General features: G+C 73.0%; 16 protein-coding genes. 4 read left to right on the forward strand and 12 right to left on the reverse strand.

Annotated elements, in window-relative coordinates:
- Positions 1-61 precede the first annotated feature (61 nt).
- The 11 genes from FRADC12_RS08360 to FRADC12_RS08410 form a co-directional block, all read right to left on the reverse strand.
- Positions 62-1,243 carry an acyl-CoA dehydrogenase family protein gene (locus tag FRADC12_RS08360; protein WP_045876233.1) on the reverse strand — a complete coding sequence of 394 codons (1,182 nt, stop codon included), beginning with the start codon at positions 1,241-1,243 and terminating at the stop codon, positions 62-64.
- A 25-nt stretch (positions 1,244-1,268) separates the two neighbouring features.
- Positions 1,269-3,512 (reverse strand): CoA transferase, encoded by a 2,244-nt coding sequence (locus FRADC12_RS08365; protein WP_045876234.1) that lies wholly within the window; start codon positions 3,510-3,512, stop codon positions 1,269-1,271.
- A 16-nt stretch (positions 3,513-3,528) separates the two neighbouring features.
- On the reverse strand, positions 3,529-4,359 hold the full coding sequence (locus tag FRADC12_RS08370) for an enoyl-CoA hydratase/isomerase family protein (RefSeq protein WP_045876235.1): 831 nt from the start codon (positions 4,357-4,359) through the stop codon (positions 3,529-3,531).
- Positions 4,360-4,368: 9 nt separating this feature from the next.
- A complete protein-coding gene (locus FRADC12_RS28195) occupies positions 4,369-6,687 on the reverse strand; it encodes a CoA transferase (RefSeq protein WP_157488742.1) in 2,319 nt (772 codons plus the stop codon).
- 340 nt (positions 6,688-7,027) lie between these two features.
- Positions 7,028-7,855 (reverse strand): IclR family transcriptional regulator, encoded by an 828-nt coding sequence (locus tag FRADC12_RS08380; protein WP_198152829.1) that lies wholly within the window; start codon positions 7,853-7,855, stop codon positions 7,028-7,030.
- 116 nt (positions 7,856-7,971) lie between these two features.
- A complete protein-coding gene (locus tag FRADC12_RS08385) occupies positions 7,972-8,376 on the reverse strand; it encodes a nuclear transport factor 2 family protein (protein WP_045876237.1) in 405 nt (134 codons plus the stop codon).
- A gap of 27 nt (positions 8,377-8,403) precedes the next feature.
- A complete protein-coding gene (locus tag FRADC12_RS08390) occupies positions 8,404-9,141 on the reverse strand; it encodes an SDR family NAD(P)-dependent oxidoreductase (protein ID WP_045876238.1) in 738 nt (245 codons plus the stop codon).
- 48 nt (positions 9,142-9,189) lie between these two features.
- A complete protein-coding gene (locus FRADC12_RS08395) occupies positions 9,190-10,434 on the reverse strand; it encodes a cytochrome P450 (RefSeq protein WP_157488743.1) in 1,245 nt (414 codons plus the stop codon).
- Positions 10,435-10,450: 16 nt separating this feature from the next.
- A complete protein-coding gene (locus tag FRADC12_RS08400) occupies positions 10,451-11,548 on the reverse strand; it encodes an NAD(P)-dependent alcohol dehydrogenase (protein ID WP_045876239.1) in 1,098 nt (365 codons plus the stop codon).
- Between the two features lie 99 nt (positions 11,549-11,647).
- Positions 11,648-12,850, reverse strand: a complete 1,203-nt coding sequence (locus FRADC12_RS08405) for a cytochrome P450 (RefSeq protein WP_052710763.1) — start codon at positions 12,848-12,850, stop codon at positions 11,648-11,650.
- Positions 12,851-12,871: 21 nt separating this feature from the next.
- Entirely contained in the window at positions 12,872-14,341 is a 1,470-nt protein-coding gene (locus tag FRADC12_RS08410) for an aldehyde dehydrogenase family protein (protein ID WP_198152830.1), read from the reverse strand.
- 748 nt (positions 14,342-15,089) lie between these two features.
- On the opposite strand from FRADC12_RS08410, the gene FRADC12_RS08420 reads away from it, so the two are divergent.
- Together FRADC12_RS08420 and FRADC12_RS34010 are read left to right on the forward strand one after the other, a co-directional pair.
- Positions 15,090-15,974, forward strand: a complete 885-nt coding sequence (locus FRADC12_RS08420) for a ZIP family metal transporter (protein WP_045876242.1) — start codon at positions 15,090-15,092, stop codon at positions 15,972-15,974.
- A gap of 289 nt (positions 15,975-16,263) precedes the next feature.
- On the forward strand, positions 16,264-17,355 hold the full coding sequence (locus FRADC12_RS34010; RefSeq protein ID WP_283215117.1) for a Rieske 2Fe-2S domain-containing protein: 1,092 nt from the start codon (positions 16,264-16,266) through the stop codon (positions 17,353-17,355).
- Between the two features lie 369 nt (positions 17,356-17,724).
- On the opposite strand, the gene FRADC12_RS08430 is transcribed toward FRADC12_RS34010, so the two are convergent.
- Positions 17,725-18,321: an ATP-binding protein gene (locus FRADC12_RS08430; RefSeq protein WP_084010522.1), complete on the reverse strand. Its 597-nt coding sequence runs from the start codon at positions 18,319-18,321 to the stop codon at positions 17,725-17,727.
- Positions 18,322-19,135: 814 nt separating this feature from the next.
- Between FRADC12_RS08430 and FRADC12_RS08435 the strand changes: the two genes are divergently transcribed.
- The gene (locus FRADC12_RS08435) at positions 19,136-20,977 is read left to right on the forward strand and encodes an ATP-binding protein (protein WP_157488744.1); all 1,842 of its coding nucleotides are present in this window, start codon (positions 19,136-19,138) and stop codon (positions 20,975-20,977) included.
- A gap of 85 nt (positions 20,978-21,062) precedes the next feature.
- Complete coding sequence (locus FRADC12_RS08440; protein WP_045876243.1) at positions 21,063-22,244, forward strand: exonuclease SbcCD subunit D; 1,182 nt, start codon at positions 21,063-21,065, stop codon at positions 22,242-22,244.
- The last annotated feature ends 40 nt before the right edge of the window (positions 22,245-22,284 follow it).

The following is a 22,284-nucleotide window of genomic DNA, read 5'->3' on the forward strand; positions in this document are numbered from 1 at the left end:
ACGGAATGTCGCGCAGAAGGTCAGTGGCTGGGGCACCGCGCTACCGGGCCGTCCCCGGCGCTCACAGCGACCTCGCGATGGTCTGGCGCATGATCTCCGACGTTCCTGCGTAGATCCGCAGGACCCGGTTCGACGTGTAGATACGCGCGAGCGGGGTCTCGTCCATGTAGCCCATCGCCCCGAACAGCTGCATGCAGCCGTCGACCACCCGGCTGGACATCTCGCACAGGTAAAGCTTCGCGATGGAGCCCTCGATGGGCTCGGCGACTCCCGACCGGGTCCTGCGTACCAGCTCGTGCAGGCAGGACCGCCCCACCTCGATCTCGGTCCTCATGCTCGCCAGGGCGAACTGGCTGTTCTGGAAGTCGAAGACGGCCCGGCCGAACGCGGTGCGCCGCCTGGTGAACTCCAGCGTCATCCGGAAGGCCAGCTCGGCCTGGCCGAGCGCGCGGAACCCGATCTGCAGCCGGTCGTAGCCCAGCGCGTTCATCATGATCTTCATCGCGTCGCCCTCGGCGCCGAGGCGGTGCGCCGCCGGCACCCGGACGTTGTCGAAGGCCAGCTCCGCGGTGTTGCCAGCGGGGAAGCCCAGCGTCTTCATCTTGCGCCTGCTCACCCCGGCCGTAGCCGGATCGACCAGGAACATCGACAGGCTCCGGCCGCGCCGTTCCCGGCTGGTCCTGGCCACGACGTAGAGGACGTCGGCGATGTCGCCGTTGGTGATGTAGGCCTTGGTGCCGGACAGCACGTAGTGGTCGCCGTCCCGCTCCGCGAAGGAGCGCATGCCCAGCACGTCGCTGCCGGCGTCCGGCTCCGTGATGGCCATCGCCTGGATCGCCGCGCCGGAGCAGACGCCCGGCGCCCACGCGCGGATCAGCTCAGGGGATCCGCCTTCCAGTAGCGCGCCGACGGAGATGTCGGTGCAGAACAGGCTGCCGACGGTGCCGTAGCAGTGCGACTTGGCGATCTCATAGGACAGCAGCACGTTCGCGATGGGGCTGCCCCCGGGGCCGCCATACTCCTCCGGGATCTGCGCGCCCAGGATCCCGGCGCGGCCGGCCTTCGCCCAGGCCTCGTGCCGGGCGGCGCTGTCGGTGCCCAGCTCGTGGTAGGCCGGCTCGATCTCCTTGTCCAGGAAGGTGCGCACGGTCTGGCGGTACAGCTCCTCCTCCACGCTGAACGGCGAGTGGTAGGCCAGCTCGGGGGGAACCGTGCCGCCGCGGGCAGCGTCGTCACCAGCCATGTGGGTACTCCTCACGAAGTGCGGTTCAGGGTTCGGCGCGGACGACGCCCGCCGCCAGCAGCACGTCGATCGCTGGCTCCGGGTAGCCGAGCTCGGCGAGGACCGGCCGCGTGTGCGCGCCGAACCCGGGCGCGGCCGGCCGGTCCCGGGTGTCGAGCGCGGTCCGCGAGAAGGTGACCAGCGGTCCCAGGCTGCCGGTGACGCGCCCGAGCCGGTCGTCGACGCGGTCCACGACCAGGTGCGCGGCGGCCGCGGCCGGGCTCGCGGTGAGCGCGGCCAGGCCGTCGCACCGGCACCGCTCAACCCAGACGCCCGCCGCGGCGAGCGCCGCGAGCAGCTCGCCGGTCTCCCACCGGGCGGCCGCCGCGTCGAAGCGCGCGGTCACCGCGGCGTCCCATGCGGCCCGCGGCGGCGGCTGCTCGCCGGGCAGCAGCACTCCCCAGAGCGCGCGTGCCTGAGCCTCGTCGCGCGCGGCGACGGCCACCCACCCGTCGGCCGTGCCGTACAGGTGCTCGGCCGGGTGCGCGCCGCGCAGGGTCGGGTCCGGCCCCGGCGCGCCGCGCAGCTCACCCCCGGAGGTGCGGCACAGGTCGGAGAGCAGGAACATCCCCGCGTTGAGCAGGCTGACCCAGGCGTTCCCGACCCGGCCCGCCACCAGGCGCTCGTGCCAGGCCATCAGGACCCCGATGGCCCCCATCGCGCCGACGGCGTAGTCGAGGTACGGCGTCCGATACCACAGCGGCGGCCCCTGCGCGCCGCCGGCCCGCCGCTCGAGCCCGACGAGCGCCTGGATGATCATGTCGAACCCGGGGTCGTCCACGCGCGGCCCGGTGGGCCCGAAGGCGAAGGTCCGCAGCATCACGGCGTCCGGGTTGACCGCGCGCACCATCTCAGGGGACAGGCCCAGCCGCGCGGCGGCGGCGGGGCGCAGGTTGTGGGTGACCACGTCGGCGTCGCGCAGCAGCCGACGCACCACCTCCCGGCCGGCCGGGGACTTCAGGTCCACGGCGATGGCCCGCTTCCCCGACTGGCAGGCGATGAAGTGCCGCTGCAGGCCGCGGTTCGGATCCCGGGACAGCGCCTCGACCTTGGTCACGGACGCGCCGAGGTCGCCCAGCAGCCTGGAGGCGAACGGGCCGGCGACGTAGCTGCCGAAGTCGAGGACCCGCACCCCCGCCAGCGGGCCGCCACCGCGGGCGGCCGGGGCGGCCGGGGCGGCGCGCCCGCCGGGGCGCTCCCGCGCGCCCGTCAGCCTGATCGGGCCGCCGACCACGGTGGCGCCCGCGCGCTCCACCAGCAGGCCGTTGGCGGCGGTCTGCTCGTCGGCCCAGAACTGCCCAGGCTCGAGCACCGGGGCCGCGGGCAGGCCGACGCTGCGGGCCGCGGCGAGGATGCCGGCGCGGCGCTTGCGGGCGACGTGCCGGGCGATCAGCGGCCGGTCACCGAAGTAGGTCTGCGCCGTCGCGCCCAGCCTGGGAATCCCGCGGTCGGCCGGATCGACCGGCACGTCGATGTCGAGGATCCGGTACAGCTTCGCGACCGCCGACTCGACCCCCATCGCGAACTGGACGTACGTCCCGTCCGCACACCGGAAGATCAGGTGCTCGACATCCTTGGGCGTCACCTTGTGGAACTCGGCGTCGGCGCGCTCCGCCGACATCCACAGCGGCATCATGAACAGCGCGGTGCCCTGCTGCAGCGACGCCGTCACCACCTGGCCGCGGCCTCCGCCGGCCAGGTCCACGAGGGCGGCCCACACCCCGAGCGTGCCGAGGAGGGCCTGGCCGTAGGTGGGGAACGGCACGGCGAAGAACAGCGGCCGGTCGCTGTAGTGCTCCGCGACGAGCCCGGTGCGCGCCTGCGCCAGCAGGTCGACCGCGGGCGCGCCGGGCGCGTGGCCGTCGACGTAGCCGGTCAGGTCGAGCACCACGAGCCGTGGGAAACGGGCGGCGAGGGCGGCGGCGTCATGGCGGGTCGCCACCGCCGGGTGGTCCTCGCCGCCAACCAGGCACACGTCGGCCCGGCTCAGCAGCTCGTCAAGGCCGTCCGCCGTCGCGGGGACGGCGGCGGCGCGCCAGGCGCGGTGCGCCGGATAGATCTCGTCGAACACGCCGTCGCCGGTCGGGGCGACGCGCTGGACCAGCGCGCCGCTGTCGGCGAGCAGGGCACTCACCATGGCCGCCGCCATGCCGGCGCCGAGGTCGACGACCCGCAGGCCGCGTCCGGCCGCGAAGCCGGCCTCGGCCTGGTCGTCCCCCTCGCGGGTCACCGCCGTCCTCCCCTGGTCAGCGCGCGCGGAACACGGGTGCGCGCCGCTCGGCGAAGGCACGGTTGGCCTCCCGGAAATCCTCGGTCAGGTCGAGGCGGGACAGCTGCATCTGCTCGTCGAGCTGGGTGGCGAGCGGGACCCACTGCTTGCGGGTCACCCGGACCGAGTCCCGCGCCGCCAGCGGCGGGACCTTGAGCACCTCGTGGGCCAGCTCCTCGGCGGCGCGCAGGTGCTCGCCGGCCGGCACCAGCCGGTTGACCAGGCCGAGCCGGTACAGCTCCGCGGCCTCGATCCGCCGGCCGGTGATGAGCATCTCGGAGGCGATCTTCGAAGGCATGAAGGTATTGATCTTTGCCCAGGTGCGCGAGCCGGACATGCCCGTCGTGGTCTCGCTGATCGCGAACCTGGCGTCCTCGGCGGCGACCACGAGGTCGCACTCGGCGGCGAGGTGCGCCCCACCGCCAAGCACGTAGCCGTGCACCGCGGCGATCACCGGCTTGTAGTTCGCCGTCCGCCCGAGCCAGCCCTCGCCGCCGGTGCCGCGCAGGTGCTGGGCGCCGCCGACATGCCCGCTGCGCACCGCGGCCAGAGCCTTCGCCCCGCGGGTCGCGTCGTCGGAGCCGAAGGAGAACGAGCTGTGCTCCTTCACGTCGAGCCCGGCGCAGAAGGCCCGGCCGGCGCCGTGGATGATGAGCACCCACAGGTCGTCGTCGAGGTCGAACGCGACCAGGGCCGCCCGGATCTCCGACTCCAGGTCGTCGTTGAGCGCGTTGAGCCGCTCGGGCCGGTTCAGCATCAGGTAGGCGAGACGCCCGTCCGTGGTGAACTCGATCGTCTTGTAGGTCATGCCGGTTCCTCAGCTAGTAGTGACGAACGGGGGCTCGCCGGATCCGCGCACGCCACCGCCGGCCGGGCGCGCCGGCTCGTCCGGCGCGAGCCCCAGCTCGGCGAGCACCTCGTGCGCGTGTTCCCCTGGCAGCGGCGCCGAGCGGTGCGTGCCCTGCCGCCCGGTCCGCTCCCCGACGTCGACGAGCGGACCGAAGCAGCCGGTGACCCGGCCGAACCGGAGGTCCGGCACGCTGATCACCAGAGCGGCCTGCCAGGCCGCGTCGTCCGCGAGCAGGGCGGCGAACGCGTCGTCGGCGCAGCGGGTGGCCCACACGCCGGCGTCGGCGAGCAGCCGCAGGAGCGCGTCCACGGGCCGGGTGGCGACGGCGGCCGCGACCACCGCGCGCGCCCCGGCCCCCCACCGGGCGCGTGCCCCGAGGCCGTCGAGGCCGAGCGCGGCCGCCAGGGCCTGGCTCATCCGCTCTCCGCGCGCGTCGATGGCGACCCAGCCGTCGGCCGCGCGGTACAGCGCCTCCGCGGGGTGGAAGCCAAGCCGGTCCGCCGCCAGCCGGGCTCGGCCGGCCAGCGAGCCGTCCGGCCGGCGGGCCACCTCGCCGCGCAGGAACAGCGCGGCGGACAGCAGACTGGTGTGCACGTCCACGCCGGCTCCGGACTCCGCCCGCTCGTACAGGCCGGCGAGCAGGCCGATCGCGCCGAGCGCGCCGGCCGCGTAGTCGAGGTACGGCGACCGGTACCACAGCGGCCCGTTGCCGGCCCCGCCGGCGCGCGCCTCGTGGCCGCCCAGTGCCTGCATCACCATGTCGAAGCCGCTGCGCCCGGCACGCGGGCCGGCGCGGCCGTAGGCCGTGGTGTGCAGGTACACCAGGTCGGGGCGGGTGGCCCGCAGCGTCGCGGCGTCGACGCCGAGCCGTTCGGCCACACCCAGCCGGAAGTTGTGGTGCACGGCGTCGGCCGTCGCGACCAGGCGCCGCATGGTGTCCAGGCCGGCTGTCGTCTTGAGGTCCAGCACGATGGCCCGCTTGCCCCGGTTCGAGGCCAGGGTGTTGCGCAGGCCGGTCAGATTCGACAGCCCGGCCGGCGGCTCGACTTTGATCACGTCGGCGCCGAGGTCGGCCAGCAGCTTCGACGCGTACGGCCCGGCCACCCAGTTCCCCAGGTCCACCACCCGGATCCCGGCCAGCGGCGGATCCCCGTCGGCCGCCGCCACCGGGCTGTTCGCCGCTACCGCCGCCACCGGCGGCGCCGGCCGGGCCGGGCCGGCGTCGCCGGGGCACCAGGTGAGGGTGACCGCGCCCGACGGCCACGCGTACCCGGCCGGGTCGACCGTGACCAGCCCGGCCGCCCGCACCTGCGGGTCGTCGAAGCACTCCCCCGGCTCCAGCACCGGCTCCGCCGCGATCCCGACGGCGGCGAACGCCTCGACCAGCTCAGCGCGGGGCATCTTCGCGAAGTAGGGTGCGAGCAGCTCGCGGTCGGCGAAGTAGTTCTCGGGGCCACGGGCGGGGTTCGCCGCGCCACGGTCCACCGGGTCCACCGGCCCGGGGATCCCGAGCACCCGGTACACCTTGGCCAGCGCCCGCGGCACTCCCAGCACGATCTGGACGAACCCGCCGTCCGCGCACCGGAAGGCCAGATGCTGGACGTCCCGCGGTGGCACGGCGTCGAACGCTTCGTCGGGCCGTTCGGCGCTCAGCCACAGGTGTGGCCAGAACAACGCCAGGCCCTGCTGGAGGGACACCCGGACGCGCTGGCCACGCCCGGTCCGGCGCCGCTGGAGCAGCGCCGCCCACCCGCCCAGGGTGCCGAGCAGGGCCGCGCCGTACAGCGTCGGCGCGAACGCGAACTGGGTGGGCTGGTCGCGGAACTGCTCGAACACGAACCCCGTCCGGGCCTGCACCAGCAGGTCGGTCGCGGGCGTCGGCTGCTCCCAGCCGGGCACGTAGCCGCCGACCTCCAGGACGACGAGCCGCGGGTGCCGGTCCTCGACGCCAGTCAGGCGCGGCGGCGCGGCGGCCTCGGGATGGTCCTCCCCGCCGACGAGGAGCACGTCCAGCGACGGGAGGATAGTGGGCAGGTCCTGCCGGCGGACCGGGGCCCAGTCCCGTGCCCACAGCGGCGCGGCCGGGTACTCGTCGGTGAAGGGGGAGTGCCCCGGCTCGGTGAGCTGGAGCACCGTGGCGCCGGCGTCCCGCAGCAGCCGGGCCACGACGGCGGTCGGCAGGCCGCTGCCGGCGTTGAGCACGCGGAGCCGGGCGGCCGCCGGCACCCGGCCGTCGTCAGGCGCGTGTCGCCGGCTTTCCACGGCGTGCCGAGGTGATCCGTCCACGACCACCCTTCCAGGTCCCGTCCCGGCGGCATGTCTAGGAGCGACGTCCCCGCCCAGGCGGGCTCAGGTCAGCCTCACCACTTTGCGGTATTTCGGAAGACATTACGACATGCCGTGGCACCCGGGCAAGACTTTGCCCACCCCTCGGACAGTGATGCCCGGCGGCGGGAGGCGCCACCACCGCCGGGCGGCTCGCCACCGTCGCGAGGCTGCGCGCCCGCACGGCGCGTGGAGATCGAGCCAGCCCGCCTCGGGTCACCGGCGGCGACGCGGACGGCCCCGTCGCCGCCGCGGCGAGCCAGGCGGTCCTGGCACGCCGCCGTGGCCGGCCCGGTAGGCGTCAGCCGTCGAAGACGGCGCCGCGGACCTCGAGGATGATGTCGCGCATCTGGTCGGGCCGCGCGGCGACGCGGCCCGTCGGACCGATCAGGCTCAGCCCGACCGGCTGGTCGCCGATCCGGCCGGCTACCGCGAACGAGCTGACACCCGTGGTGCCTTCGTCACTGGCGCGGTACCAGCCCAGCTCCCGGTGCTTCCTGATCTCCGCCTCGAACGCGCGCGGCTCGACGATGGTCTTCGGGGTCAGCTGCGCCAGCGGCTTGAGGCGCAGCAGCCGCCCCATCGTCTCGTCGTCGAGCTCGCCGAGCAGCGCCTTGCCGATCGACGTGCCGTGGACGCTGAAGAAGTCCCCGACGTTGAGCATGTACCGCAGCCGATGCCGGCCCTCGGAGACCGCCACGACCTTGATCTGCTCGCCGGCAAGCACCGCGCAACAGGACGTCTCCCCCGAACGCTGGGCGAGCAGGCTGGTCGCCTCGTTGCCGAAGGCCGCGAGCCCGTCGTTCGCGGCGATCATGGAGGCGACCGCCAGCAGCCGTCCGGTCGGGTAGAACCGCTTGGACGTAGCGGTCCGGCTGACGTACCCGAGCTCGTAGAGGGTGTTCAGCAGGTCCGAGCTGCTGCTCTCGGCCAGGTCGAGCAGCCGGGCGACCTCGGACTTCGTGAGCTCCCGCTGCTCCCGGGCGAACACCTCGAACAGCGCCATCGCGCGCGCGGCCGCCGGTACCGTGGGACGGCCAGCGGCCGGCGCACCCCCGCCGGAGTGCCCACCGCCGCGCCCGGCGGGTCGCGGCGTGCCCTCCTGCAGGCTCTCGACTTGCCTAGCCACGGCCGCTGCCCATCCTTCGCGTCGGAGACCTGGCACCAACGAATTACTCCCAGCATATCGGAGAAATCCACGACATGCCGAATGGTCGCGCGTCGGGTGCTGGTGGCCGGTCCGCGTCAGCCGAGCGACTCCCCCACCGCGGGCACGCTGCGGTAGGTCACCCACCGGGTGATCCGAGCCTCGGCGTCGAACGTGCCCAGCCCCGCGAACGAGGAGCGGACCGGCCCGCCCTCGTGCTCCCGGACGATGCCCTCGACCACGGACCGGTCGTCGGCCACGTGCAGCAGCTGGATCTCGTGGAACCACGACCGCGAGCCGCGCCGCTCCTTCAGCAGCGCGCGCACCGCCTCGCGTCCCCGCACCTCGGCCCGTTTCGGGCTGTCCGGGTCGAACGGCGGGTGGGAGTAAAAGGCGTCTTCCGTGAAGAGGTCCGCCACGGCGTCGAAGTCGCCCCGTTCGAGGCCCTTGACGTAGCCCAGCACCGCCGCGTGGATCCTGGCCCGGTCGGGGTAGCCGCTCATGTCACTCCTAGGCTCTGCCGGCCGCCGTCACGGCATGAACTTCCCGCCGTTGACGTGCAGCGTCTGACCGGTGATGAAGCTGGCCTCCGGGGAGGCGAGGAACCGGACGGCGCGGGCGGTCTCGGCCGCCTCCCCGGCCCGGCCCATCGGGATGCGGGAGGTGTCCAGCGGGGCGCGGGCCCGCGCGGTGCCCTCCGTCCGGGTGGGCCCCGGCGCCACGACGTTGACCCGCACCGTCGGGGCCCACTCGTGCGCGAGCGTCCGGCTCATGCCCACGACCCCCGCCTTGCTCGCCGAGTAGGCGACGAGGTTCGGGTTGGCCATCGACCCGGCGCCGGAGGAGATGTTGACGATGGCGCCGCCCCCGGTCGCCATCATGCTGGCCCCGGCCTCGCGGCAGACGAGGAACGTCCCGGTGAGGTTGACGTCCAGGACGCGCTTCCACATCTCCTCGGCGGTGTCCACCGCCGGGGCGAACGGAAAGATCCCCGCGCAGTTGACGACGACGCCGATCCGGCCGTATTCGACGACGGCGAGCCGGACCAGCGCGCGCACGTCGTCCAGCCTGGTCACGTCAACCTTCACCGGCGTCGCGGGCACGCCGAGCTCGCGTTCGCAGCCGGCCGCGACGGCCCTGGCGTTGTCCAGGTCGACATCGGCCAGGACCAGCGGGCCGCCGAGGGTGGCCAGCTCCCGGGCGACGGCCATGCCGATGCCGCGCCCGGCCCCCGTCACCAGCATCGCGGCCTTCAACGGTTCAGACATACGCACCCTCTTCACCTGGCCGGGGCGGGACCGCTGGCCCGGGCACGCCTACGCCCACCGCACCGGGAACGAGGCGAGCCCGCGGGTCAGGAACGACGGGATCCACTCGAGCGCGTCGACGTCCGCTTCCAGCCTGGGCGCCTCGGCCAGGTGGGCGAAGGCAATGGTGGCCTCGAGGCGGGCGAGGCTCTGCCCGAGGCACAGATGGATTCCGCCGCCGAAGGCCACCTGGCGCGGGCCCGCACGCCGGATGTTGAACGTGTGCGGGTCGTCGAACGCCGCCGGATCCCGGTTCGCGGCCGCGAGGATCGCGTAGACGGACTCGCCCGCCTGGATCGGCAGCCCGCCGAGCCCGGTGTCCTCGGGCGCGGTCCGGCGCAGGCTGTTGCGCGCGGGGCCCTCGCACCGCAGCATCTCCTCGACCGCCGACGGGATGACGCCCGGGTCGGACCGCAGCTCGGCGTAGGACGCGGGGTTCCGCAGCAGCAGGTACATGCCGTTGGAGATCAGGTTCCTGGTGGTGCTGAACCCCGCGGAATGCAGCAGCATGCAGTTCGCGATGATCTCCTCGTCCGTCAGGAACCGCCCTTCCTCGTCCCTGGCCGCCAGCAGCTGCGAGATGATGTCGGACCCGCCGGGACGCGCCCGGCGCTCCCGGATGAGCTCGGTGAAGAACGCGAAGCACTCCCGTGCGGTCGTCTCCCGCCGGGCGGCCACCTCCGCGGCCTGCGGCAGCGGCTCCAGCGACCCGATCAACGCGTCGCCCCAGGCGATGAACTCGCTTTCCAGGCTCAGCGGGACACCGACGAGCCGGCAGATCAGCCGCAGCGGGACCAGGTACGAGAAGTCCTGGATGAAGTCGAAGTGGTCCCGCCCGCGCAGCTCGGCCAGCAGGCCCCGCACGATGTCGCGGACGTCCGCCCGGCTCGCCTCCAGTGACTTCGGGGTGAACAGGCCGGCCAGCAGCCCGCGGAGCACGGTGTGCTTCGGCGGGTCCCGGAAGGCCAGGCTCTCGAGAAAGACGCGCTGGGTGGGGGTGACGCCCGGCGCGCCGGACATCTCCTCCCGGCTCCACCGCCGGTCCCGGACCAGCCCCTGCGTGGCCTGGTACGACGTGACGAGAACCGGTCCGGACGCGGTCCGGTAGACCGGCGCGTGCGCGCGCAGGCGGTCGAAGAAGGGGTACGGGTCCCGGGTGATCTCGGCCCGGTCGGGGTGGTCCGCGTTCAGGTACTGGGCCACCTCCTCGTCGATCGTCCAGTGGTGGTGCCGCAGGTCCACGTCAGCTGTCATGTGGTTCAAGGCCTCCTCAGCCGAAGGTGAGCACCGGCTTGATCGTGCGCCCGCCGGCCGCGTCGGCCATGGCCGCGTCGATCCGCTCGAACGGGTAGACCTGGACAAGCCGGTCCACGGGGAGCCGGCCCTGCCGGTGCAGCCCGATCAGCGCGCGCAGGAACGCGGGGCTGCCGTCGCCCATCACGACGCCGCGCAGCCCCATGGCGCCCGAGACGAGCTGGACGAGCGGCAGCGCGAGCTGCTCGGTGGGCGCCGCCGCCCCCACGAGGCCGACCGTCCCGCCGCGGGCGAGACCGGACAGCGCTGCCCGCAGGACCTGGGTGCTCGCGGTGGTCTCGACGACGAAGTCGGCGCCGCCACCGGTGAGCTCCCGGATCGCCGCGCCCAGGTCGCCGGCCTCCCGGCCGTTGATCGTGCCGGTCGCGCCCAGCTCGCGGGCGAGTTCCAGCCGGGACGGGACCAGGTCCACGGCGACGATCCGGGTCGCGGCGGTGACGGCCGCGGCCATGACCGCGGACAGCCCGACGGCGCCGGCCCCGAGCACGACGACGCTGGAGCCGGGCCCCGGCCGCAGCACCCGCAGCACCGCTCCGGCGCCGGTCACGACCCCGCAGCCGAACGGGGCGAGGGTCGTGTCGGCCACGTCCCGCGGTGCCCGCAGGACCGTCCGCTCCTCGACCAGGGCGTGCGAGCAGAACGACGACTGGCCGAGGAAGCGCGCGGCCAGCGGCGCGCCGTCGAGGGCCAGGACGGGCGTGCCGTCGAGCCGCCGGCCGGACCAGCGCAGCGCGGACACCTCGCACAGCGACGGGTGGCCGGTGCCGCACGGCCCGCAGACCCCGCACGACGGCGGGACGAGCAGGACCTTGTCTCCTGGCTCGACGGTCCGCACAGCCCGTCCGGCCGCCTCGACGACACCCGCGCCCTCGTGACCGGCCACGGCTGGCAGCGGGAACGGAATGATCCCATCCCGTACTGACAGGTCGGTGTGGCAGATACCGGTGGCGGTCATCCGGACCAGGACCTCCGAGTCGCGTGGCTCGGCCACCTCGACCTCGTGGAACGCGACCGGGGCCCCCGTCGCCGGAAACACCGCGGCGGTAGCTTTCATGCTGTTCACTGCTCCTTGCTGCGCGCGGCGCCTGGGCCAGATCTTCGGGGAGGCGGCCGGCCGCGCCGGCGCGGCCGTCGTGCCGATCTCCGGCGGCGGTCAGCGCGCGAGGACGCGGGGCCCCGGCGTGAACCGGACCGGGATGGCCTTGGTGCCCCGGCTGATCGGGATGTTCGCGCCCCGTGTGAGCGGACCGGCGAGCGTGACGTCGGGCATCCGCGCCAGCACCTGCTCGGCCGCGATCGTCATCTCGGCGCGTGCCACGTGCTCGCCGACGCAGCGGTGGATCCCGTACCCGAAGGCCACGTGCGGGTTGGCCCCGCGGTCGAGCCGGAACCGCCCGGGCTGGTCGAACTTCGCCGGGTCGAGGTTCGCCGCGCCCAGGCCGAGCCCGACCTTCTCGCCGGCCCGCACCGGACAGCCCTCGACATCCGTGTCGACCGCGGCGGTGCGGCCCATCATCTGCACCGGCGACTCCAGCCGCAGCGCCTCCTCGACGGCGACCGGGACCAGCGCCGGCTCGTCGAGGAGCCGCTCCTTGAGGCCTGGCACCGTCACGAGCAGGCCGAGCAGGTTCGCGATGCCGTTGACGGTGGTCTCCTGACCGGCGATGACGAAGGTCATCGCCGTCGCCAGCGCGGCGGTGTGCCCGATCGGCGCGCCGTCGATGACCGCGTTCGCGACCAGCCCGAGCAGGTCGGTGCGATCGGTGCCCTCGGCCGCGGTGACGACCTTCTCCAGGTAGGCCATCAGGTCCCGGTTCGCGGCCGCGCGGGCTTCGGCGTCGCCCTGGCCGGTGTTCTCGTTCAGCCGCCCGGTGATGTCGACCATGACCAGCGCGTCGTCCGGGACCCCGAGGATCACAGCGATCACGGCCGGCGGAACGTACTGGGCGACGTCGACGAGATCCCCGGCACCGGCCTCGATGAACTGGTCCAGCGCGTGGTCCACCGCGGCGCGGATGGTTCCCGACCAGTTGTCGACCCGGTCCGGGCGAAGCTCGGGCACCAGCAGGCGGCGGTATTTCATGTGGTCCGGCGGGTCGACCTCGACCGGGATCGGCGGGATCGCCGTCTTCAGCGGCGGAATGGTCGAGCCCTGCGCGGAGATGAGGTTCGTGGCATCGCCGGCCGCCCGCCGGACGGCCTGGTAGCCGATCGCCGCCAGGTAGTCGTAGCCGCCGAGCTTCTCGCCGCGGGCGACGACGGCGCCACCGGCGTGCAGCTGTTCGTAGCACGCGCTGAGGTCGTCCGACCTCGTCACCTCGACGAGGTCCAGGAGGGGGATCTGCGTCCTTGACATGAGTGCCTCGTTCCTCCCGGGTCAGGCGGCCGAGCCGGGCCAGGTGATGGCGTGCGGCTCGGTGAAGCCCTCCAGACCGGCGCGGTTCGCGCCGCCCCGGCCGACCCCGCTGAGCTTGACGCCGCCCCAGGGCGCGCGGCCGTCGATCGCCGCGCCCGCGTGCATGTTGATCCAGGTCATCCCGGCCTCCAGCGCGCCCGCCACCTGAGCGGCGGCCTCCTGGTCGGCGGACCACACCGAGCTGGCGAGCCCGAACTCGGAGTCGTTGGCCATGGCCACCGCCTCGTCGACCGAGTCGTAGGCGACCACCGGCAGCGCCGGACCGAACTGCTCCTCGCGCACCAGCGGCGCCGTGTTGTCCAGGCCGGACACGACCACCGGCAGGAGGAAGTTCCCCTTCGCCGGGTCGCCGGCCAGCTTGCCGAACTCGTGGACGTCACCACCGGAACGCTGGACGAGCCCGCGCACCCGCGCGCGTCCCCGCGCGGTGTGCAGCGGGCCGAGCGTCGTGGCGGGGTCGAGGCCGTCCCCGACCACGGTCGACGACAGGACCGACCCCAGCCCGTCGACCACCTCGGCGACCCTCGACCGGGGGACATAAAGCCGTTTCAACGCGACACACGCCTGCCCGCCGAAGCCGAAGGCAGAGGCGGCCAGCCGCTGGTAGAGCGCGCCGTCATCGAACGCGTCGTCGAGGACGATGGCCGGGTCGTTGCCACCGAGCTCGAGGGTGACCGTCGCCATCGTGCCAGCGGCCTCCCTGGCCACCAGCGCACCGACCGCGGTGCTGCCCGTGAAGTGGACGTTGCGCACCAGCGGGTGCTCGACCAGTGCCTGGGCGATCGTGGGGTCCGGCGCGCAGATCAGCGACAGGACGCCGGGCGGCAGCGCCCCGGCCAGCTGGCCGAAGACCCGCAGGACCGTGAGCGGACAGGTCGGCGGGATATGGGCGACGACCGCGTTCCCAGCGAGCAGCGCCGGGGCGATGGTCACGACGCTCATGCCGATCGGGACGTTCCACGGCGTCAGGATGCCGACGACCCCGAAGGGCCGGCGCAGGACGCGGGTCCGGTGCCGGCCCGAGTCGCCGAGGTCGTCGCCGTCGGCGAGCCAGTCGAGGTGCTCGGCCAGGAACCTCACCGGGAAGTCCAGATAGCCCAGCTCGCGGGTGGAGTCAGCGAGGACCTTGCCGTTCTCCCGGGTCAGCAGTACGTCGGCGCCGGTGACGTCGGCCCCGGCCAGCGCCGCGGCAAGCAGGTCGTAGCGCGCGCGTGGCGTCCTCGCGCCCCAGCCCTTCTGCGCGCGGTCGGCGGCCCGCACCACCCGGGCGACGTCCGCGGCGGTCAGCTCTGGGATCGTACCGACCACGTCGTCGTGATCAGCTGGGTTGCGCACGTCGAGCCGGCCGCGGACTGGTAACCCAATGCCGGCGACAAAGTAATAGTCCGTCATAACGAGATTCCCGTTCTGGTGGTCCGCGACAGCTGCCACGAACACTCCTCGCGCGCCTGTCGCGAGGGCCATCCGCTGATGGCCGTCAAGCGAGTGCGCACCTCAGCCCCAGCGATCTCCCTCGCGGCTCCGCCGACGGCCTCGATCCGGTCACGGGCACCTGAAGGACACCAGCCCGTAGTGATCAACGGCGTTGCCGGCAACATCGGCGCTGCCCATCGGCGACGGACTGGACGCCCACCGCGACCCAGATCGCTCAAGTACGCCATACCGCGAGACGATACGATATTTCGTCATTGCCGTCAACCGCCGCAGCGCCGGCCGTCCCTGGCCGCCCACGCGAGGACCCGCCGACGACAGGCAGAGACGCGATCCGGGGCTGTCTACCTGCCCCAACCATCGCCCAGGCGCGAGGACTCGGCTCCGGCCCTGGAGCCAGAAGCCCGCCCCCGCCTGGCCACGCCGCGGCACCAAGTGCCGTCCCATCGATACGACTTACGATATTTCGTAACTAATGGCTGCGCCATTGACGGCAGTTGCGGCCCGCCGGGTGACGGGGGCGGCTGGCGTCGCTTCCCCTCGTTCCCGGCCGCGGCGTGACGAGCTTCGAGCGGTCCGCGGGGCTGCGCAAGATCTGGATTGACGTGAGGCCCGTGACGTCCGCCTGTCAGACCGACCAGCTGGGCACCCCCCGGGCGGAGCGCGTGCCGGACTTCTCACTTGCCCGTGGAGCTGAGGTTTACCTAAGCTTTGCCCACGTCGGGGATCGGATGACATAGGGGCTGATGTGAGCGAGACGCGGACACTGATCCTGGGGTTCATCGCGGGCGCGACGATCCTGCTTGGACTTCCGCTGGGCCGGCTACGCCGTCCCAGGCCGGGCGTGAGCCAGTTCCTCAACGCGACCGCGGTCGGCATCCTGATCTTCCTCGTGTGGGACGTGCTCGCTCACGCCTGGGAGCCCCTCGACACCGCGCTGGGCAAGGTCCACGACCACAGCGGCGGACTCGGCCCGGTGGTCGGCTACGGCGCGTTGTTCCTCGGCGGCCTTTCCCTCGGGCTGCTGGGCCTGCTCGGCTACGAACGCGCGCTCGCGCACCGCTCCGGGCGGCCGCGACCCGCCAGCCCGGGCGGGCAGCCGCGCCGCTTCGGGCCGGGCGCCATGGCCGCCGAGGAGCTCACCGCCCTCAACCCACCCGTCCAACCGGGCCCTTCTCCGGCACGACGGCTGGCGTTGACCATCGCCGTGGGTATCGGCCTGCACAACTTCGGCGAGGGACTGGCCATCGGCGGCAGCGCCGGCCGCGGTGAGATCGGTCTCGCCACCATCCTCGTGATCGGCTTTGCACTACACAACGCGACCGAAGGATTCGGGATCGTCGCACCGCTCGCCTCCGAAGACGACCGGCCCAGCTGGGGATTCCTCCTGCTGGCCGGGCTCATCGGTGGCGGCCCCACCGTCGTGGGCACCGCCATCGGCCGGCAGTTCACCAGCGAGCCACTGAGCGTGATATTCCTGTCGCTGGCCGCGGGTTCCATCCTCTACGTCGTCGTCCAGCTCATCGCGGTGGCTACACGAGCGGGGCGCCGTGATCTGCTCTACGTCGGGCTTCTCGCCGGCCTCACCGCCGGATTCCTCACCGACGCCGTCGTCACCGCGGGCGGCGCCTGACCACCAGCTCACAGGTCCCAGCAGTAACCGCGATCAGGCCATCCATCGAGATCTCCAGAGCGTAGGTCGTCGGTATAGTGACGCAGCGATACGTCAGGTCGAGCGTCATCCTGTCGGGTTCGCGTCACTGGCCGGAAACCCTCCGAGCGGCGCGCCGGGCGTCGATCTCGCACCCACGCACCCATCTGCTCAATGATCGTGGTGTGTCGGTCGGGTGCGGTTCCGGGCGATCGACTCGGATGGGTGGCGGAAGTTGTTGCGGATCGTCGGGCGCTCGGCGGGGTCGGTGGTGTCCTGGCGACGGGCGCAGCTGGTCCTGCTGGCGGCGCAGGGCTGGAGAGCCCGGTTGACCGAGCCGGGCTGGCTGTTTCTGCCGTTGCGGCTGTTTCTGGGCGTCACGTTCGCCTTTGCCGGGTTGCAGAAACTCGCCGACCCGGCTTTCCTCGACCCTGCCGCACCGACCTCGATCGGGCACCAACTTGCGGCCTTCGAGCACACCAGCCCGATCGGGGCGTTGCTCGGCCCGCTGCGGTCCCACGCGGGTGCCGTCGGCGTGCTGATCGCCCTGGGTGAGGTCGCGGTGGGAGCCGGAACCCTGCTCGGGCTGTGGGCACGGCTCGCCGCAGTCGGCGGCCTGTTGCTGTCCCTGGCCTTCCTGCTCATCGTGAGCTGGCAGACCAGGCCGTACTACTACGGCTCCGACGTCGTCTTCACCGTCATGTGGCTGCCGTTCACAGCGGTGGGCTCTGCCGGAGTGCTGTCCCTGGACGCCTGGCTGGGGCAGGCCCGCGGACCCGGTGCAGCCTTCCAACCCCATGGACCCCGCCCGTCCCACGACCTTGATGCGGGTCGCCGTGTCTGGCTGCGGCGCACGGTCACGACCGGGTGCGCCGCTGTCGTGACACTGGGTACCGCGGGGCTGGCCGCCTGGATCGGGCGCACGGCCGGTGGTCAACGCGTGCCCGGCGGACCGCCGGTGGGCCGCCAGTCCGGCGCCGGTGCGCGCACGCATACTGATGCCCGTACCGACGGCCCGCCGGGATCGTCCGACGACTCCGGCGACATTCCGGTGGCGCGTACCGACGAGATCGACCAGGGATCGGCGAGACGGTTCACCATCGCCCGTACCGGCGAGCCGGCCTGGCTGATCCACCTCGCGGCCGGCGGGTTCGCCGCCTTCTCAGCCGTGTGTACCCACGCGGGGTGCGCTGTCGAGTTCAACGCCCCAGACCAGGGGTTCGATTGCCCCTGCCACGGCGCCGTGTACTCCGCGGCTAGCGGAGCCGTCATCAGCGGACCAGCCCCCGCGCCCCTCACCCGGCTCCCGGTACGCCTGGATGGCGATATCGTCCGGGTCGGCGGACCACGCAGCTTCGGATAGCCGGCGGGATGTGCCTCACGGTGCTGACCGCCCCCGGTTCGCCGCGCCGTCAACGGTCTCAAGATCAGCACCAGGACCGCCCCGGCCGTGTCCGCGCCGGGGGCGTCTACGTGGGGGACGCTGGCGATCAAGTGCCGCGCTGCCGAGGATGTGCTGCACCGACAGCACCACCACCGCCCGATCTCCGCCGAAACCCTGGGAGAACGTCTCCACGTTGGCTCCCGCCGGGCACGCGCGCTGGTCACTCAACTCCGGGCTGGATTCCCGCGCGGCATACACCGCGATGACCGGCCCTCCGTTCCCGGCGGCCTCCGGTCTGAGTGCCCGGCGTGGCGCCTCCAATGAAAATGGTTTCCGTTACGATCTCGGTTAGCGTGAGTTCGGCAACGTTGCCATGACCTCGGAGCGCCCCTCGTGAAGATCGCTTTTGTCGAACCAGCGGTTACGGGCGGTGGCGCTGCCACGGGCGAGCGCGAGCGGGAAGCCGCCAGCGACGACCCGGGAGATGTAGTCGGCGCGCGTCGCCGAAGAGGGCGCACCGGCACGCACGACGGACGTGGCGTCCGCGAACAGATTGTCGAGCAGCCGTTCGTGGACCTGGCCGATCTCCCCCTGGGAGAGCGGGTAGACCGGGAGACGGTGGAGGCGCCCCGTGAGCGCCTGGGCGACCGTGGGCAGCGATTCGTGGCGGGCGGAACCGGTCAGGACGAATCTGCCGGGTCTGCTGTCCCTGTTGAGCTCGGCTTTGATCGCTTCCAGCACGATCGGAGCACGCTGGTACTCGTCGATGAAGGTGGGCCGATCGCCACCGACGAAGAGCCCGGGATCCCGCCCGACCGCGTCCCGGACGGCGAGGTCGTCCAGATCGATGACCTCGGCGCCCACGGCCGCAGCGAGCTCGCGCAACAGCGTGGACTTACCAACCGCACGCGGGCCCTGCAGGAGGATGACCGGCTCGTCGACCATCCTGGCCTCGACAACGCCCGCCAACCGCCGCGCCACCAGATCACGGAACGGGACCGCCGTGACCGCGACTTTGCCTCGACTAGAAATTTCCACAGACGTGATCTAGCTAATCGGACGCCCGTGATCTAGAAATGTCTACAGCCGTGATCTGGCGAATCGCGCGGTCGGCTACGTGCGTCGAGACCCAGCGCATTGATCGCCCGCACCGACCGACTCTGCCGTACCCGCCGAGGATCACGGGCTCGGCGGCCTTCAGCGCCAGCGCCGCTCTGACCAATTCGGGCCGGTTCTGGCACGAATCTCGCGATGGCGCCTGGCGGCGACGCACGATCCGCCGAGCGTGGGTTCAGCGGCGTCGCCGCTTTGCCGGGCTGCGTGCTGGTGTCCGCCCTTCCGGGGCAGGACCCGTCTCGCGCCCAGCCGTCGGCCTGGGACCGGTGCGGAGCGCGGTACGGCTGGCTCGGGCGACGGTGGCGTCCGGGTGGCGGCTGCTGAGCATGCGCAGGACGTCGCGGGAGCCAGGGGATGCCGCTGCGGCGAGGTGCCGCAGCAGCTCCGTCGCGCCGCCTGGCCAGTCGGCCGCTGCCCGGTCGAACTCGGCAAGGGAAGACGTTCGCGGGCAGCGACGAGCCGCCGCGCCAGGCAAGGCCGCCCGCGCCAGGCAAGGCCGCCTGCGGGAGACATAGCGTGTCCGCGCCCTGCCGGCGCGGGTCGAGACACGCCGAAGCGAGGCAGATCGGGCGCGTCCTCCCGCGAGCCGGATAATTCGACCGGCGTGGCCTGGCGAGCGAGCAGGGGTGGAGGTGCGGTCCCGGTGACGGTGACAGAGACCGGCGGTCGGGGCGGCGCCACGCCGAACGGGGCCGCGCCCGGGGCCGCGGCGGCGGCCGCCCCAGGTGCCGACACGCTGTCGAGCCCTCCGGTCGGCCGGGTGATGGGCACCGAGGAGACCACCCCGCTGCTGTTCCACGTCGCGCTCGACGGGGACAGCTACCTGCAGCTCGACGACGTGGTCGTCACGGTCCGGCAGGTTCCCGGCATCGGGCCGGTGATGACCGCCGGCGTCGTCACCCAGGTGGAGGCGCGGCACGAGGGGGCTAGCTTCGACTCGGACGTCTTCCTGATCGCCGAGGGCGTGCTGCCCGCGCAGGTGCAGGAGATCGCCGAGGTGACGACGACCCGGGTCGAGCCAGAGATCTACGTCCCGCCGCGGCCCGGCGCGCTGGTCCGCCGGGCGACCGGGGACGAGCGGGCGACCGCACTGTACTTCGACCAGATGGACCGGCGCGTCCCGGTCGGCCTCGGCCGCGACGGCACGCCGATCTACGTCAACCTCGAGTTCCTCGACGGCACCCGCGGCGCGCACGTCTCGATCAGCGGAATCTCCGGCGTCGCGACGAAGACGAGCTTCGCGCTGTTCCTGCTCTACTCGATCTTCCGGTGCGGGGTGCTCGGCCGGGCCGCGGTGAACGCGAAGGCGCTGGTCTTCTCGGTCAAGGGCGAGGACCTGCTGTTCCTCGACCACCCGAACAACCGGCTGACCGACGAGATCCGCAACGTCTACGACCGGCTCGGCCTGCCGGCCGAGCCGTTCGCGTCCGCCGGCTTCTACGCCCCGCCGATGCCCGCCGACACCACCGGCCGGCCGAACGTGGCGACGCGGACCTCCGGGGTGAGCGCGTTCTGGTGGACGCCGCTGGAGTTCTGCCAGGGCGAGCTGCTCCCCTACGTCTTCGCCGACGCGGAGGACGACCGCCAGCAGTACACGATGGTCGTCCACCAGGTGACGAACCGGCTGCGGCAGGACGCGGTGCCTTACGGCGACGACGGCGCGGTGAAGCTGGAGGGCGAGGTTCTCAAGACGTACGAGAACCTCGTCGACTTCATCATCGAGCGCGTCAACGACGAGGACGCCCGGGTCCGCTGGGCCGGTCAGGCGACCGGAGCCGGGACCGTGAACGCGTTCGTGCGCCGGCTGCGATCGTCCCTTCGGGCACTGCGGCCGCTGATCCGGGCCGACATCACGGACGCGCCCGGCCGGCGGGTCAGCACGGCCGATCACCAGGTGACGGTCGTGGACCTGCACAACCTGCCGGAACGGGCCCAGCGTTTCGTCGTCGGCGTCGTGCTGGCGGCGGAGACCCGGCGCAAGGAGGAGGCCGGGCCCGGCGGCCTGCTGTTCACGATGCTGGACGAGCTCAACAAGTACGCGCCGCGCGACGGGACCAGCCCGATCAAGGAGGTGCTGCTCGACATCGCGGAACGCGGCCGGTCGCTGGGCATCATCCTGATCGGGGCGCAGCAGACCGCGAGCGAGGTCGAGCGGCGCATCATCGCCAACAGCGCGATCCGGGTGGTCGGCCGGCTGGACCCGGCCGAGGCGTCCCGGCCGGAGTACGGCTTCCTGCCACCCGGGCAGCGGGCCAGAGCCACGTTGGCGAAACCCGGAACGATGTTCGTCACCCAGCCGGAGATCCCGGTGCCGCTGGCGGTGACCTTCCCGTTCCCCGCCTGGGCGACCCGCCCGTCGGAGAGCGCGGACGGCGGGGCCGCCGGCTCCCCCACCGCGACGGGATCGGCGAGCCCGGCGACACCCGCCCGGCCCGACCCGTTCACCCTGCTGCCCGACCCCGACGACGACCCGCCGCCCTTCTGACCGGCACCGATCTGACCAGCACCGATCTGACCAGCACCGTTCCGACGAGCACCGTTCTGACCCGCGCCACGAAGGACCGGTCGCCATGAAGTTCCTGCACACGTCCGACTGGCATATCGGCAAGTCCCTCAAGGGCCGCAGCCGGCTCGACGACCAGGAGGCGGTGCTGCGCGAAGTCGTCGGCATCGCCCGGGACCACGAGGTCGACGCGGTGCTGGTCGCGGGAGACGTCTACGACTCGGCCGCCCCGTCGGCCGAGGCGCAGCGGCTCGCCGTCCAGACACTGCTCGGTTTCCAGCGCACCGGCGCCGAGGTCATCGTGATCGCCGGGAACCACGACCACCCGCGCGCGTTCGAGGCCTACCGGCCGCTGATGGGGGCGGCCGGGATCACGATGGTCGGCACGCCCCGGCGGGCGGACAAGGGCGGCGTGATCGCGTTCAACGCCCGCGGCACCGGCGAGCCGGTCCGGGTCGCGGTGCTCCCGTTCCTCTCGCAGCGCTTCGCGATCCGGGCCGCCGAGCTGGTCACCCAGACCCCGGCCCAGAACGCGGCCCGCTACGACCAGGTGGTCCGCGACCTGCTCACCGCCCTGCAGTCCGGGTTCTCCGACGAGGCCGTCAACCTGGTCCTCGCGCACCTGACCGTCACCGGCGGGCAGCTCGGCGGCGGCGAACGGCTGGCCCAGTCGATCTTCGACTACTACGTGCCGGCGACCGCGTTCCCCGCCGACGCGCACTACGTCGCGCTCGGCCACCTGCACCGCCGCCAGACCCTGCCGGCGCCCTGTCCGGTCGAGTACTGCGGCTCGCCGCTCGCGGTCGACTTCGGCGAGCAGGACAACACCCCCGTCGTCCGCGTCGTCACCGCCTCGCCGGGCACGCCGGCCAGCGGCGTCGACGTCCCGGTGACGACGGGCCGGCGGCTGCGGACCGTGCGCGGCACGGTGGCCGAGCTGGCCGACCGGGCCGCCGAGTACGGCGACGCCTACCTGCGGGTCTGGGTGCGGGAGCCGGCGCGGGCCGGGCTGCGCGAGCAGGTCCAGGAGGTGCTGCCGAACGCGCTCGAGGTCCGGATCGACCCCGAGTTCGCCGCCGAGGTGGCCGCGGCGGCCGGCGGCCGGCCGAGCCGCCCGTCCACCGGCCAGCGCGGACCGGGCGAGCTGTTCCACGAGTACCTGGGCAGCCAGAACGTGGCCGACGACCGGGTCGAGCGGCTGTTCGCCCGGCTGCACGACGAAACTGTCGGAGCCGAGCGGGATGGTTAGCCCGAACACCGCGCCGCTGGTGGCGGCGGCGTGCCGGCCG

Origin of the sequence: Pseudofrankia sp. DC12 (genome assembly GCF_000966285.1) — a bacterium.
In the GTDB taxonomy this organism is placed as follows: domain Bacteria; phylum Actinomycetota; class Actinomycetes; order Frankiales; family Frankiaceae; genus Pseudofrankia.